Genomic DNA, 15,906 nt, shown 5'->3' with positions numbered 1-15,906 from the left:
CCCCTCGTAACTGCGGTCAGAAAACCCGTTCAGACTACCAGCATCCGCCACCGTGCGCGCACAAAAAAGCCCGCACAGTGGCGGGCTGAAGCAGATGCAGGAGGAATTCACATGCTCAGGTAGGCAATAGCAAACAGTAATACCGAGCTGACCAAAGTCGCCCACATATGCACATGCAACATTTCATGCTCGCTGAGCTCATGCTCAAAGGTTTCGGTGTCGTCCACGACAATAACCTCAATTGGCCGTCTGTGACCATTATTCTAGATCAGCTGTGAACAGGTGTTCTGCAATTTGCCGGGATTTTCGTAACCATCCTGTACTGTTTTGTAATCCGGCCACGTAAACGGCTCATTACACGCCCGGTACAGCCACTCAACACCATAAATCGCTTACTGGCGTCTGCGGGCTGAAGTGATGTGCAATCTGCGCCTGCAGCAGCTCAGCGCAGGCCAGGGCATCGGTCTGCGCATGATGCGGACGATAAAACGGCAGATGGTAACGGCGACGACAATCGGCCAGCCGTACCGAGTCGGGTTTGCGGCCACGTAAACGCTGCCAGAACCCCGGCTCACGGCGAAAACGGTATGCCAGCGCCATGGTATCGATCACCGGAAATTCGATTCCCTCCCCCAGCCGGGTCAGCAGTGCATTATTAAGAAAACGCCGCTCGATACTGCGGTGATGCGCCACCACCACGCGCCCGGCCAGCTGGGCCAGCAGGTCGTCCAGCACCTTGCTGAGATCCGGAGCTGCGGCAATATCGCTGTGGGTAATACCGTGCACCACGATGGATTCACTGGATAAGCGTGCCCGCGGCCGCACAATCCAGTGCACAGCACCGGCGCAGGAGATCCGTGCCAGCGTCATGGGCACCAGCCCGATGCTGACAATACCGCCCTGCTGCGGATCAAGACCGGTGGTTTCAAAGTCCATGGCCACCATAGGCACATCGGCAATGGCCGTGCTGCCGGCGGGTACGCCGGCCTGGTAATACTGTTGCAGAGCCGGGTGACGGGCAGCGGCGGCCAGTTCACGGAAACGGGCCGGCCAGTCTACCGCCGACAAATCTTCTCCGCTGAGACTGGATTCATTCTGCAACTGACTGCGGGGCAGATAAAACACGGCTTATACCGCCCGTCCGGGCTGATAACGGAACTTCAGAAACTTCTGCGCATTGCTGAGAATCTGGAAAGCGTCTTTCAGGTTTTTACGCTCAAAATCCGACAGATTTTCCGGCTCGATATTATTATCCGGCTCGGTTCCGGATTGCAGATCCAGCGCCTGATGCCGGATGCGCACCATGGCAATTAATTCCAGCGCGTCGCGTAAATCCGGGCCGTTACCCGGCGGTAAAATACCGGCTTCGATGATATCTTCCAGGCGTTCAAACGAATTATGCGCAGCAGAGCCAACCGCCAGCGCATGCACACGGATCAGATCGGCCAGCGGCGCCGTGCCACGTCTTTTCATATTGATGGAATTGGTATGCTTGCCATCGGTCTCCATCACAAAGCCTTTAAAAAATCCCAGTGGCGGCGTGCGCATTAATGCAGCGCGTGCCATACAGGCAAGAAAGCGCGAATTACTGCGTGCCTTACGCCGGATAAGGTCGTTCAGCATGTCGCTCCATTGGGTTTCGCCCCATACCCCTTCAAGATCAAAAAAGATGGCGCTGTTAAGCAGGAATTCCGGTGAGGGGCGTTCAATCCATTCGCTGAAATATTGTTCCCACACTTTTAATGGCTGGCGCCACTGGCGATTGGTGGCCATCACCTTACCTTTGCAATAGGTATAACCACAGGCCGCCAGCCCATCACACACAAAGGTCGCGAGATTGGAAAAATATTCATCGTGTAATTGCGGATCAAAGCGGTTATCCAGAATCAGGGCATTATCCTGATCGGTAACAATTAACTGCTCTTCCCGTGCCATGGAACCCAGCGCCAGAAAACAATAAGGCACCGGTGGCGGGCCGAATTTTTCTTCCGCCATTTCCAGCAGGCGTTGTTTAAAGCTGCGGCCAATCACCGCCATGGAGCCGCCAATCATGCGTGAATTAGCGTCCTCGGCCACCAGCCGGCTGAAGCAGGCGCGTACATCGCTGGCCAGTGCCGTCAGCTCTTCCACCGTTTGTGCATTAAAAATACTGCGCACCACAAACAGACTGTTCTGCGATTCATAACGGATAACATCCGCCAGCGCGATCACTCCCAGCGGTAATCCCTGTTTAATGACCGGCAGATGATGCACGTTATACCGCAGCATTAATAAGATGGCTTCGAACACAAACTGATTGTGCTCTACCTTGGTTAATTCGGCGGTCATGATATCGGTTACCGGCGTATCGAATGGCAACCCCGGCGTCACCAGCCGGTCGCGGATATCGCGGTCAGTCACAATGCCCACCAGACGTGACGCGGCCATCGGCTGATCATCCGAGGTGGTCACCACCAATAACGAGGAAACACCTTCTTCGGTCATACGGATAGCCGCTTCACGCGCCGTAGCACCGGCCGGTAAGAGTACCGGTTCGCGACTGACCAGCGTTTCAATGCGGGCCGTCATCAGCTCGTTAGCGTCTTCGCGCCGGGCAACGGCCTGACGCAGGCGGGTGCGGTCTTCCACCTCAACCTGATCGGCAAATTCTTCGTTATTATCAAATAATTCGGTAAATAAAGGCTCCGGAATCATATACACCAGCGTGTCTTCCAGCGCATAAACCGGAAAGCGCACACGCTTATTACGCAGCAAACCGAACTCGGCAAAAAAGCCGCCTTCGCTTAAGCGGTTATAAAGTTCGCCATTACGCCGGAATACCTCAACCGCGCCACTGCGGATCACATACCAGTCATTAATTTCGGCGCCGAATTCCAGAATCTGCTGTCCGGCTTTGAAATAGGCAATGCTGATCTGTACAGCGACCTGCTGCAAAACTTCATCACTCAGGCCGGTAAAGGGCTGGTGCTGACGCAGGAAATCAACAATTTCGATATGTTCTGCTTGCATGGCAATTCCGTAAAAAAACAACAGCACAGGAACCCCTGTGCTGTTGTTACTTATAGCCGCTTCAGGCCGCTTTAAGCCGGTTTAGGCTCAGAAGACAAACCTTTAATAATGGAAAAGGTCGCTACCAGTAAAACGATGGTAAAGGGTAATCCGCTCGACACCGCCATCGCCTGCAAAGCCACCAGCCCACCGCCAAGAATCAGGGCAATGGCCACCAGCCCTTCAAAGGTACACCAGAATACCCGTTGCGGGGTTGGCGCATCGACCTTGCCACCGGCAGAAATCACATCAATAACCAGTGAGCCGGAATCCGATGAGGTAACAAAAAACACGATCACCAGAATAATACCGATAAAGGACGTGATCTGCGCTAACGGCAATGCATCCAGCATGGCAAATAACTGCAGCGGCAGTGCCGATTCTGCGGCGGTTTTGTAGCCGTCCTGAACGTACTGTTCAATTGCGGTGCCGCCAAATACCGTCATCCATAAAACACAGGCGGCCGATGGCACCAGCAATACCGACACCATAAATTCACGCACCGAACGGCCACGGGAAACACGGGCGATAAACATACCGACAAATGGCGACCAGGAAATCCACCAGGCCCAGTAAAAGGCTGTCCAGCCGGAGGTGAAATTCGCATCCTCCCGCCCAACCGGATTGGACAGCGCCGGTAGGTTCTGGAAATAGGCCAGCATATTGTCAAAAAAGCCGGTCACAATCGCCAGTGTCGGGCCAACGATAATGACAAACAGCAGCAACAGAATGGCCAGTATCATATTGATTTCAGAAAGACGCTTAACCCCGGCGTCCAGACCGGCAACCACCGACATCATGGCAATAGCGGTAATACCAATCACCAGTACAACCTGCGTGGTATTGCCTTCCGGCAGGCCAAATAAATAATGCAGACCGGAGGCTGCCTGAGAAGCCCCCAGACCCAGCGATGTGGCCAGACCAAACAGCGTTGCCAGTACCGCGATAATATCAATGATATGCCCTGGCCAGCCCCAGACACGCTCGCCCAGCACCGGGTAAAACACCGAGCGGATAGTCAGGGGTAAACCTTTATTAAACGAAAATAACGCCAGCCCCAGCGCCATAATTGCGTAAATAGCCCAGGGGTGAAGTGCCCAGTGATAAATGGTTGCCGCCATACCCAGACGGGCCGCCGCTTCGGCGTCACCCGCCGCAGCTCCCAGCGGAGCCCAATCGGTGCGTACGCCATTTTCTGTACTGATACCGGCAAAGGAACTGCCGAAGTGTGAAAGCGGCTCAGATACGCCGTAGAACATCAGGCCGATCCCCATACCAGCGGCAAACAGCATGGAGAACCAGGCGGTATAGCTGTAATCGGGGGTGGCTTCGGTGCCGCCTAAGCGAATGCGCCCCAGCGGCGAAACAATCAAACCAAGACAGACAATCACAAAAATATTACCGGCACTGAGGAAGAACCAGCTCAGGTTGGTGGTCAGCCAGCTGCGGATGCTGCCGAACAGTGGTTCAACCTGATTGTGAAACAGCAGAGTCAGCAGCACAAAAGCGATAACTGTCAGACCCGACACCGCAAACACGCGGTTGTGGATATCGAGCCCAAAAGGGCCAACATTGACAATGATGTTGTCCTGACCGACCTGATAATCAGTGTCGATCGGATTCACATCGCCATCGGGGATCATAGGATCATTTTTTTCAGCCATTGCGGCCAGCCTCCCGTGGTTTATTCAGACCTGCTTATTGCTTACGCGCAGGCTCGGATTTCAGGCGCCGATACAGGATCGGGCAAGTGCATACCAGACTGCTTCACCGGGAAGAAATGCCTGCCAGGGCATCAGTCTGATACAGAAAATGGCCTGAACAGCCTAGCAAAAAGGAAGGTGTTGGGCAAAAAACGCCCCTGAACTTTCAATAACCACGGCCATTCCAGCCGAAGTGAGGGCTAACAAATACGGGGGAGAGAGCAACAGCAGACAGTCAGAAAGGCAACCTCAGCGCGTCAGAAAATTCTGCACCGCGGTGATCTGATCACGTGCCATCAGCATCGGTGCATGGCCGATTCCGGGAAACTCAACCAGCTGGGTATCGTTATGCTGCAGCATGCTGCGCGCCGTTTCGGCCAGCAGTAAATCGGATTCGGCACCACGGATCACCAGCACCGGGCAGTGCACCGCACTCCAGACTGCCGACAAATCCACATCCCCGGTCACCGCGGCAAAGCCATCGGCAATGGCCGGGTCGTAACGCAGGCATAATCCATCGTCACAGCTCTCAGTGCCATGCAGCGCCAGATGCGCCCATTGCTCATCGGTCAGCGGGCCGAAAGGCTGTGCTACCTGACGCAAATACTGTTCGGCTTCGCCAACATGAGCAAAATGCGGCGCTTTGCCCACATACTGCCCCAGCCGTGCCAGCGCACTGTAGGGAATAAAGGGCCCGACATCATTCAGCACCAGCTTGCCGATGGTGTCACCGGGAGCAGCGGCCAGCATCATGCCGATCAGTCCGCCCATCGAGGTGCCTACCCAGTCACAACGGCTGACAGCAAATTCGCTGAACAGATGGGCCAGCAGCTGCTGCATCTGTGCGATATACAGCGGATAACCGTACAGCGCCGGCTGTTGCAGCCAGTCGCTGTCACCACGCCCCAATACATCCGGGCAGATCACACGGTAATGTTCAGCCAGTTTTTCGGCCAGCGAATCGAAGTCGCGGCTGTTACGGGTCAGGCCATGAACACAGAGCAGCAAGGGCTGTTGTTCGTGCAGGCTGTTATGCCAATGCATATAGGCCATGCTGCGCGTCCCTTCCGGGGTCTGAATGTCCAGCCGGTGTTGGCTGTGCAGAATGCTCATAATCTCTCCCTGCCTGAAATAGCGGCAAATACCGCAAGCGCTGTCTGTGTCAGCTCAGGTTTTGTGTTAACCACTGCTGTACCTGGGCGTAGGGCTGTTGTTCGAGCCTGCCCATGGCTCCCAGCGAGCGGGCTTTTATCTTGCTCAGCCAGGGCACATAAATACCACATAAATAGCGGGTTAACAGCTCGATGGAGGCCGGCTGGCCGAATTGCGCCTGAATAGCCTGCTGCACCGGAGCACAGAGCGCACACGCATCCAGTCCGCTGAAATTACCCTGCGTATTGCGTACCGGCCACGGCTGATGTTCACCACGACATACCGAGCAGCGACCGCAATCTTCACTCAGGTTATCGCTGAAATAACCGGCCAGTGTACGGCTTATACAACGCGGCTGACGGAACAGCTCCAGCATATGCTGTATACGCTGAATTTCGCTCTGCTGTTTGGCGGCAAAATGCTGATATAAATCGTTGGCCAATGCCGGCTGCAATAATGCAGTATTTACCCGGTAAACATCAGTCATCTGTTTGCTTTCCAGCTGCAGCCAGCCTTTTTCCTGACAGTATTCCAGCGCCCGCAGTGCGCGCAGCCGCGGCGGTACATCGCTGCCTGTCTGAGTCTGAGCCAGCGCTTGCTCCAGTGCCGGAATATTCAGTGTGTACCAGCTGCGGCCTTTATCGCTGCTGTTGAATACCGTACGCAGAAACTGCTGCGGCTCCGGCTGAAAATGCGCCAGCAATTCTTCTTCGTTACTGTTAAGGCGGTATTTATATTCGGCAAAATAGCTGTATTGCGAGGTTAATACGCCGCGCATTTCCAGATTAACCAGCAGGGTTTTTAACGGTAATAAACGGATATTGCTGGCCGCCGACAGCGGTGTCATCAGCACTTCCCACTGACCATTCTGGGTTTGTGCACTGATCGTCTGCAGCACCTGCTGAATACTGCTCTGCTCCGGCGTATCACCGTAGACAAAGTTCTCCAGCACCGTCAGGCCCGATTCATCACCGAGCATAATGCAGTCCGAGGCTTTGCCGTCGCGTCCGGCACGGCCGATTTCCTGACTGTAATTTTCGATGGATTTTGGCAGGTCGTAATGAATCACCTGGCGGATATTGCTTTTATCCACGCCCATACCAAAGGCAATGGTGGCCACAATCACCGGAGTATTGCCGCGCATAAAACGCTGCTGAATCGCATCGCGCTCTTCGTGACCAATACCGGCATGATAGGCTTCAACGGCAAAAGGCAACTGAGCGTTCAAGGCGGCGGCGACTTCCTCGGCGGTATTCTGCAGGGTGACATAAATAACCGCGGCAAAATCCTCGTGTTTTTCTGCACTCTTTTTCGCCAGATAATTCAGCCAGGTGGCGCACTTGGCAACGCGCTCATGCTCTGCCGTTGGCTGTGCCAGTAAGCGTAAATTCGGCCGGTAAAAGCCGGTGCAGACCACATGCTCAGGTTTAATAGCAAAATGCTTTTGCATATCGGCAATCACAGCGGTGGTTGCCGTAGCCGTTAACAGCAACACCTGTGGAATAGCAAATTCACGGCAGTAATCGGGTAGTTTTAAATAATCCGGGCGGAAATTATGCCCCCACTCAGAAATACAGTGCGCCTCATCGACCACCAGCAACGAGATGGGAATCTGCTGAATAAACTGGCGGAAGCGTTCATTTTTAAGGCGTTCAACCGACACCATTAAAATTTTAATGCTGCCGCTGCGCACGCCGTTCATCACTTCCTGTGCTTCGTCGCGGCTCTGGGTAGAATCAATGGTCGCTGCGGCAATACCCTTGCTGCGTAAAAACTGCACCTGATCCTGCATTAATGCCAGCAGAGGCGAAATCACCAGCGTTAAATTTGGCAGTAATAAGGCCGGCAGCTGATAGCAGAGCGATTTACCGGAACCGGTCGGAAAAATAGCTGCGGCCGAATGCCCGGCCAGTAACGCCTCAACCACCGGCTGCTGACCGGGACGCAACGCTGAAAAGCCAAAGTGTTGCTGCAGTGCGGCCTGCCAGTTCATATTTGTCATCGTTAATTAATCCTTATGATCAGACGCATTTTTGTGCGTTTGATGCTTGCGGTAAGTCAGCGGGCTGCAGTTTTGCCAGCGTTTAAAAGCCCGTGAAAAAGTGCCCTGATTGCGGTAACCCAGCAGCATGGACACTTCCAGCAGACTAAGGCGGTTATCGGCCAGATACTGGCAGGCTAATTGTTCACGGGTGCGATCCAGTAACGCTTTCCAGCTCAGATTTTTTTCATCCAGCCGCCGCTGTAAGGTTCTTACCGAGCAATACAGGCGCGGCGCCAGCGATTCGATCGTCGCTTCTCCTTCCGGCAGCAAACGCACCACTTCCGCCTGCAGCTGGCGCAGAAATTCATCCGGCTCCGGCACCGCACGCAACATCGACAGCGCCTGCTCTTCCAGCAGATGCCGTAATCCCGGCTCACCGCGCATTAATGGCAGGCTCAGAACATCAACGCTGAATACCAGACGGATGCGGTCGCTTTCCATCAGCACCGGACAGGCAAAAAAATCTTCCAGCGCCTGCAGCTGCTGCGGGTTACAGCGATGACTGAAGTGCACCTGCTGCAGGGCAACATCACGCACCAGATTCTGCCGGGTAATATGCACCAGCGCGGCAATGGCTGTTTCGTCCACCAGCGCCATCCCCGGTAACGGCTGCCAGGCGATTTCCACACACTGAGTGCTATCCACGCTGCGGCTGTGAATCTGCGCCACCGAAGCACCATAAAATAAACGCTCAAAGCGCTGATAACTCAGCAGCGCCTGACCGAGATTGTCGCAGGCCGCCGCGAGATAACCCAATACGCCGGTATGCTGAAGCGTCACCAGGCGTGCTAACGCCAGCGAGGCGGCCTGATCCTGCGGACGCAGGGCAAAAGCCGCTTCCAGCATCTGCGCCCAGTCGTTAATCGGCACATTGTCGGTCGGCCCGTAGGCTGCAACCGCTGCGCGCAATGCCGGGGCATCCAGCCCGTTCTGATCAAGCCAGTCGGTAAGCAGCCGGATCCAGCTGCCGGTGACACGGACAATACCTGCATTCTGTGGAGTTGGCATGAAATGCTAAAAACCTGGCACGAGAAAGTCATCTTGCTTTTCAGTTTCCCGGTAGATTGGCCAGCATGTCAAACCCAGCGGAGAAAAAGATGGAAGACTTCTTACACGCCCTTGTGTTTATCGTTCTGGCCGGCCCGGTATTTTTTGCCGTGATGTTTGCCGAACGCGCCTGGCTGATACGTCAGGGAAAAACCGATGCCTACGACCTGAAAGAATCGGCGGCCAATATCGGCACCGGCCTGATTTATAAAGTGCTTGATGCGCTGTCGATTATTTTTATTGGTTCCGTGATTTATCTGGCCGTACAGAGCTATGGCTTTCAGTGGCAGTCATCATCACCGCTGCTGAATTTTATTCTGCTGATGGTGCTGGTCGATTTTAATTTCTACTGGGTGCACCGCTTTATGCATAAAGTACGTTACGGCTGGGCCGGCCATTGGGTACACCACAGTTCTGAGCGTTTTAATTTTTCCACCGCACTGCGACAAACCCCGGTTGTGTCTTTTAACGGTATTATGCTGGTTGCTATGCTGCCTGCGGCGGTGATTGGCTTCAGTCTCGAACAGGCGGTGATTGCTCTCGAACTTAACCTGTTCTTCCAGTTTTTTGTCCATACCGAAGTAGTACGCAAACTGCCATACTGGTTTGAATTTGTATTTAATACACCGTCGCACCACCGAGTGCATCATGGCAGTAACCCAAAGCAGATCGATACCAATTTCGCCGGTGTGCTGATTATCTGGGATCGTTTATTCGGCACCTTTGTCGATGAAAAATACGCCGGCGAAATCCGTTATGGCGTCGATTTCCGCCCAGCTAACAGTCTGAATCCGTTTCGGTTAGTGATCGCCGAGTTTGTCAGTATGTGGCGCGATATTCTGCACTACCGCGATATCCGCATTCTGTGGAAGCACCCATCCTGGGTAGAAGAGCATTACGGCCGCAGATAAGGCATTTAAGAGAAGGACTTGAAGAGAAGAACTTGAAGATAATTATTCAAGACTCCGGGTTCAATACGCTGACTTACAGCGTATTGAACAACGCCGGAATAACTCCGCAGGCTATTGCGCCGAAGTCATCCCTTTCACCATAGACAACAGGCTTTCAGGATGAGCGTTGGATACTAATGTGTAACTGATTCCCTTATGGTTAAAGGCTAAATGCGCAAAGAGCGGAAACTGGCTGAGCAGCACCGGTGTATTGCCAATGGTCAGCGGCACGGCGGGTACGGTTACCGGCTGGCTTCCCTCTGGTGTGGCAATCGCAAGCAGAAAGAATTTATCGCCATAGTAATAAGCCGCACTGCTGTTGCTTTGCTGATAAAACTTACGCTGAGAGAAACCCCAGGTATTATTTTTATCCTCCGGCCAGACAATGTTGTTAGCAGTCTTTTTACTCAGCTCTTTCTGCGACAGAGCTTTCTTACTTAAATCCAAAACCCTTACCTGAGTACTCTGCGGCAAGTTAATCTCCGGCAGTGTCAGGCCTTCTTTATTAAATTCGATGCTGTTGTTTCTGATGGTCGATTCAACACCATTGTTAAATACAAAGCGGGCCTGCATAAACAGGGAGTGATGATAATCGACAAAGGCTTCTATCTTTCTGATTTCATCGCTTTCATCCCTGGCGACAAAGTCGATACCGACCGCCAGACGCTCAGCAACGTGAATAGAGGGCGTAAAGGTCTGCTCGTAGTGCTCTTTGTTGAACAGATAGATATCTTTGATTGTCTCCAGAGAACCACCCGCCTGATAAGCCTCAAGCCCTCTGACGATGAATGCCCGCTGGTTCGGTTTATCATACAGGGTGATGACCCCGACATGCTGGCTCACTTCAATACCGCTGAGAGAATCTGGCTGCAGCACCTGCTGATAAAAGCCATCCGTTTTTTTGAACAGCACATCACTGATAACCGCAGCACCAGCGCCCGCCTGCGTCTGCTCTGTTTGCGCCTGATAGTTATCAAACTTGGCCAGATTATCGTGGGTGCGGTTGATCCAGAAGCGGTCTTCACTGTTTGTACCGGCATTAATATCCGCCAGACTGGCAGGGCTTAAGACAGCAGCACCAAGACAGAACGCCAGCCCGCTGTTGGTAACAAAGCGAGTAATAAAACGAGAGATCAAAGAACGAACATCCATATTCCAGCCCTTAAGTGATTATCCGGATGCTCACCCTAGCATGATTTGTGGAGCGGAGAACACAGCAACGTAATCAGGTTTTTACCTCAGTCTCAATACGCCGATGGACTGCTTATACTAGCGGAAATGTATTATCAGAGAGCGCCTTAATCCAGCGTTCTGCCTGTATATCGGCCATAGCCAGCAAGCATCTTCGTTATCATCAAGCATCGCCTACTGCCATTTGGGTGTAGCGTTTTAGAGTGGGTGTCCTGCTAATTTCTCTGAAGTTTTCGCCATTTATGCGCCTTATCTGATTTTTTATTACATAATGCCTGCGTATTTTGGTGGTGGAAGATCATTCTACGTTAACGTTAATCACGCGATTTATATTATCGCCACTCGTCTCTTTCAAATCGCTCAAGCACCTCAGCCGGACAGAGTTTGCTGGCCGTTATTTGCAAACCAGTAATTTCAGACAAATCATCCATGGCATCAAAGAACTCCCTTCTGTTGGAAAATTCATCCAGGCCCAGATTGCCTAACAGCGAATAATAATTGTCGCCATAATGGGCAATGCCCTGACGATTCAGAACCAACACTGGGTAAACCATAAAGGTGGTTTGGTTACCGGCACTGGTTGCGGTTGCTATTCTGAACATCAGACAGATTTTATTCACATCATCAAAACGGATTTCAGTGATGCTTTCTTTATAAAGACGGACCTTATGCTCCACCAGACGGTCTTTCTCAATAAGAATATGAAGCCTGTAACGTAACATCAGAAAACCCGGAATAAGAAATATAGCAACCGCAATAAAAACCATCCCCCACATCGACGGGGACGATAGTGGTTCGAATGCACTCGCCAGCAGGAATGCCAGCCCAATACCGATAAGCACCTTACCCCAGAGATGAACACTCTTGGCAAATGGCGAGTCTATTTCAATGAATCCCTGATCTTTATTTATGCTGATCATAAATACCTTCCCTATACTTAAATCCTAAGAGCTATTCATAGCCAAAGACACTTACCAGATCCCCCCTATCACGTCAGCAGGGCAATCTTTTGAGAATATATCTAGGCCTGCTAATCGCAACGAGACGGACATAAAATCGCACACCTAAAAGCTCGCCAGCAGAAAACAGCCGCGACAATCAATATGAATTACCGATCTGACGTGCATCGTAAATAAGTAACGGCAACCCTAATCTGTGGAAATACTCTTCGATGTCGGTATCTCAATCCTGTTAATTAACGACACCAGCACAAAGCTCAGCAGCATCAGTAAATACCAGGAAGACAGCTTGGCCAGCGGCACCATTTGCCAGCCATTCTGCTGATTGGGGTAAATCCAGATATTGGTGTAGGTGGCGATATTTTCTGCCAGCCAGATAAACAGGGCTACCAGCAGCCAGCCAACCAGTAACGGCATATGGCGGTGCTCGCGGTGCATACGGAAATAAATATGGGTGCGGGCAAATAAAACGATGGTTGCGCCCAGCAGCAGCCAGCGCAGATCCACAATAAAATGATGACTGAAGAAATTCAGGTAAATCAGAACCACCAGAATAATGGTCCAGCGGCGGCGCGGGTAATACGAATAACGGAAATCGAATATCCGCCATACGCGGGCAATATAGCTGCCCACCGCGCTGTACATAAAGCCGGTAAACAGCGGTACATTGCCGATGCCAAATACATAATCTTCGGGGTAAACCCAGGAGCCGATGGCGTCTGAGGTTTTGAATAATTCCATCACGGTGGCCACCAGATGGAATACAACAATCACCCAGGCTTCGCGCAGGGTTTCCAGCTTAAAGGCCAGTAAAAGCAGCTGAAAGGCGATAGCCGCGAGAAAGATAAAATCGTAACGGTGTAGGGATTCAAGCGGGTACCAGTAACGGGTAACGATCATTACCAGTAATAGGAATCCGCCGAACAGGCAGGCATAGGCCTGCTTCAGACCAAATAACCAGAATTCGTGCAGCCAGTCCCTGGCGCGATGATAGTGCACGGTTTATTTCTTAACCGGTTCTTTCAGCGCTAACGGACTGATATTACGGCTGACCAGCAAATCCTGTGCTTTGTTCATCTTTGAGCGGTCAGTAAAGGGGCCGACAAATACACGGTGCCAGGTGCTGCCATTAACGGTCGATTCCTGACGGTAGGCATTCAGGCCTTCGAGCAGCAGGCTGGCGCGCAGGCGCTCGGCATCGTCAGCAGAGCGGAAAGAACCGGCCTGTAAACGATAGGTGTAACTGACTTCGGCATCTTTGGGTGTCGATTTATACACATCGACTTTAGGTACTTCGACGGTCTGCTTTTCCAACAACTGGTAAAATTCATAGCTGGGTTTGGCGACTTCTTTTGCCGCTTCTTCTTTGGCTTTTTCCACGCCCAGTTTCAGCGCTTTTTTGGCATCGCCTTTTACGGCTTCCAGTTCATCGCCGGCGGGAATAGTCGCCAGATACAGAATAAATCCGATAAAGGCGACTGCCAGTGTTGGCGTGGTTACCCACACCCACTTGGGAATACGACTTGCGCTGTCCGACATTTCGTTGTCCTGTTATGTAGTGCCCATTAACACTTATTAAAGGCGCTGATTTCTGGTGTAGCGTACGCCGTTAAGACAAGGCGAAGTCGGGCGAGAAAGCGGAGCCTACATATTCGTAAGTATTCGCTTCGCTCCCCCTCCGGGCCGTCTGTCCAGACGTTCTGGTAAACCAGTGAGCATTTCGAGCACGACTTCAACGCCGTATTAACAAGTACGGTAGCCAGAGCAGTTACATTTCCTGCGGCGCAGAAACACCTAATAACCCCAAACCATTGCTGATCACCTGACGCACGGCTTCCGCCAGTGCCAGACGGGCGTTACGCACATCGGCATCGTCCACCAGGGTTTTTTCTGAGTTGTAGTAGGTGTGGAAATCACCGGCCAGATCACGCAGGTAATTCGCCACGCTGTGCGGCTCGTGATTATTGGCAGCCACTTTAACGATTTCCGGGAAACGGCCCAGTTTTACAATCAGGTCTTTTTCGCTTTCCAGTTCCAGTTTTGGCAGTGCCGCCAGGCCTTCAGCCAGCGTCCAGCTCTGACCCGCTTCCGCCAGTTTACGGAAAATAGAGCATACACGGGCATGGGCGTACTGGATGTAGTAAACCGGGTTATCGGACGACTGTGAACGCGCCAGGTCGATATCGAAGGTTAACTGGCTGTCGGCTTTACGCGCGGCCAGGAAGTAACGGGTAGCATCGCGGCCCACTTCGTCGATCAGATCGCGCAGAGTCACATAGCTGCCGGCACGCTTGGAAATTTTCACTTCTTCGCCGCCACGCATTACCGTCACCATCTGGTGCAGCACGTAGTCTGGCCAGCCTTTTGGAATACCGGCATTCAGCGCCTGCAGACCGGCGCGCACACGGGTAATGGTGCTGTGGTGGTCGGCGCCCTGCTCGTTCACCACACGCTCAAAACCACGCTGCCATTTGTCGAGGTGGTAGGCTACGTCCGGAACAAAGTAGGTGTAACCGCCGTCTTTTTTGCGCATTACGCGGTCTTTGTCATCACCGAAATCGGTGGTGCGCAGCCACAGTGCGCCGCCGTCTTCGTAGGTGTAGCCATTGTCGATCAGGGTTTTTACTGCGGCTTCGACTTTGCCTTCGCTGTACAGGGAAGACTCGAGGAAATACACATCGAAATCGACGGCAAAGGCTTTTAAATCCAGATCCTGTTCGCGACGCAGATAAGCCACGGCAAAGTGACGAATGGCTTCCAGATCGTCGGCGTCTTTGGCTCCGGTAAAGCTCTGGTCGGCAGATTCAACGGTATCGCCGTTCATATAGCTGTTGGCCAGTTCGACGATGTAATCGCCACGGTAGCCGTCTTCCGGCCAGCTGGCATCGTCCGGGGTCAGGCCTTTGCAGCGCGCCTGTACCGACAGCGCCAGATTGTTAATCTGCGCACCGGCATCGTTGTAATAAAATTCACGCGTTACATCCCAGCCAGAGGCATCGAGCAGACGGCAGATACAATCGCCAACGGCAGCACCACGGCCGTGGCCGATATGCAGCGGTCCGGTCGGGTTAGCCGACACAAATTCCACCTGCACTTTGCGCCCGGCGCCATCGTTGTTGCGGCCGTAGGCTTCTTTCTGTTCCAGCACGGCTTTTACCAGACTGGCGGTCGAGGCATCGCTCAGATAGAAGTTAATAAAACCCGGACCGGCAATTTCAACTTTTTCTACCAGCGTGTTGGCCGGCAGGGCATCCACCAGCAGCTGCGCCAGTTCGCGCGGATTTTTACCAGCAGGCTTGGCCAGCATCATCGCCAGGTTAGTGGCCAGATCGCCGTGGGCTTTGTCGCGGGTGTTGTCGATCTGGATGCGCGGTTCGAGATCAGTGGGAAGGGTTCCCTGGGCCTTAAGAGAGGCGACGGCAGCGGACAAAAGCTCAGCAATTTGCGGTTTCATAGAGGAAATCTGGCCTGATTAATTTGTGTTCAGAAGATGTTTTCAGAAAAGGGCGCGATTATCGCAAAAATGCCGGTTTGGGTGAAGGGCGCCGGGGAGATTTAACCAGTAAGGGCCTGTTAACACTAAGTTAACCCAGCCTGCTGAGATCCCGCTCTTCTCAGAGCAAGGAAAGAGAGTTGATATTGTCAGGAACATTCATACTCCTGATCCTGCAGGCTCAGAACAGATGGGTAGCAGGCCAATGAAAGACGATCGACGAGACTTATTGGAAAAGCGGTCCTCAGCCCGAAGGGTTATGGCTAAAAATCCCTCATCCTGCGTTGCTGTTCGTTTGCTTAACCCGTTAGGCCACACT

The 15,906-nt window shown here is 52.7% G+C and carries 12 protein-coding genes; 1 reads left to right on the top strand and 11 read right to left on the bottom strand.

Annotated features, from left to right (window positions below):
* Positions 1 to 375 precede the first annotated feature (375 nt).
* The 6 genes from B3P58_RS01115 to B3P58_RS01090 form a co-directional block, all read right to left on the bottom strand.
* Positions 376 to 1,125, bottom strand: coding sequence for a 3'-5' exonuclease (locus B3P58_RS01115; protein WP_286715416.1), 750 nt, complete (start codon positions 1,123 to 1,125; stop codon positions 376 to 378).
* Positions 1,126 to 1,128: 3 nt separating this feature from the next.
* Positions 1,129 to 3,009 (bottom strand): DUF294 nucleotidyltransferase-like domain-containing protein, encoded by a 1,881-nt coding sequence (locus B3P58_RS01110; protein WP_286715415.1) that lies wholly within the window; start codon positions 3,007 to 3,009, stop codon positions 1,129 to 1,131.
* 71 nt (positions 3,010 to 3,080) lie between these two features.
* A complete protein-coding gene (locus tag B3P58_RS01105; RefSeq protein WP_286715413.1) occupies positions 3,081 to 4,712 on the bottom strand; it encodes a BCCT family transporter in 1,632 nt (543 codons plus the stop codon).
* Positions 4,713 to 5,000: 288 nt separating this feature from the next.
* Positions 5,001 to 5,864: an alpha/beta fold hydrolase gene (locus tag B3P58_RS01100; protein WP_286715411.1), complete on the bottom strand. Its 864-nt coding sequence runs from the start codon at positions 5,862 to 5,864 to the stop codon at positions 5,001 to 5,003.
* Between the two features lie 49 nt (positions 5,865 to 5,913).
* Complete coding sequence (locus tag B3P58_RS01095) at positions 5,914 to 7,905, bottom strand: RecQ family ATP-dependent DNA helicase (RefSeq protein WP_286715409.1); 1,992 nt, start codon at positions 7,903 to 7,905, stop codon at positions 5,914 to 5,916.
* Between the two features lie 6 nt (positions 7,906 to 7,911).
* Positions 7,912 to 8,955: an AraC family transcriptional regulator gene (locus tag B3P58_RS01090; protein ID WP_286715407.1), complete on the bottom strand. Its 1,044-nt coding sequence runs from the start codon at positions 8,953 to 8,955 to the stop codon at positions 7,912 to 7,914.
* Positions 8,956 to 9,044: 89 nt separating this feature from the next.
* Between B3P58_RS01090 and B3P58_RS01085 the strand changes: the two genes are divergently transcribed.
* Positions 9,045 to 9,905, top strand: coding sequence for a sterol desaturase family protein (locus B3P58_RS01085; RefSeq protein ID WP_286715405.1), 861 nt, complete (start codon positions 9,045 to 9,047; stop codon positions 9,903 to 9,905).
* A 111-nt stretch (positions 9,906 to 10,016) separates the two neighbouring features.
* Here the strand turns inward: B3P58_RS01085 and B3P58_RS01080 are convergent, their stop codons facing one another.
* The 5 genes from B3P58_RS01080 to argS form a co-directional block, all read right to left on the bottom strand.
* A complete protein-coding gene (locus B3P58_RS01080) occupies positions 10,017 to 11,096 on the bottom strand; it encodes a hypothetical protein (protein ID WP_286715403.1) in 1,080 nt (359 codons plus the stop codon).
* Between the two features lie 371 nt (positions 11,097 to 11,467).
* Positions 11,468 to 12,055 carry a hypothetical protein gene (locus B3P58_RS01075; RefSeq protein ID WP_286715401.1) on the bottom strand — a complete coding sequence of 196 codons (588 nt, stop codon included), beginning with the start codon at positions 12,053 to 12,055 and terminating at the stop codon, positions 11,468 to 11,470.
* A gap of 228 nt (positions 12,056 to 12,283) precedes the next feature.
* A complete protein-coding gene (locus B3P58_RS01070; RefSeq protein ID WP_286715399.1) occupies positions 12,284 to 13,093 on the bottom strand; it encodes a DUF817 domain-containing protein in 810 nt (269 codons plus the stop codon).
* Positions 13,094 to 13,096: 3 nt separating this feature from the next.
* Positions 13,097 to 13,633, bottom strand: a complete 537-nt coding sequence (locus B3P58_RS01065; protein WP_145470616.1) for an SPOR domain-containing protein — start codon at positions 13,631 to 13,633, stop codon at positions 13,097 to 13,099.
* A 229-nt stretch (positions 13,634 to 13,862) separates the two neighbouring features.
* Positions 13,863 to 15,548, bottom strand: coding sequence for an arginine--tRNA ligase (gene argS, locus B3P58_RS01060; RefSeq protein ID WP_286715395.1), 1,686 nt, complete (start codon positions 15,546 to 15,548; stop codon positions 13,863 to 13,865).
* Between the last annotated feature and the right edge of the window lie 358 nt (positions 15,549 to 15,906).

The sequence above is a fragment of the Thalassolituus sp. UBA2009 genome (genome assembly GCF_002335285.1).
Classification (GTDB): Bacteria; Pseudomonadota; Gammaproteobacteria; order Pseudomonadales; family Oceanobacteraceae; genus Venatoribacter; species Venatoribacter alkanivorans.
The sequence above is the reverse complement of the archived record's forward strand: the minus strand, read 5'-3'. Positions and strand labels throughout refer to the sequence as shown.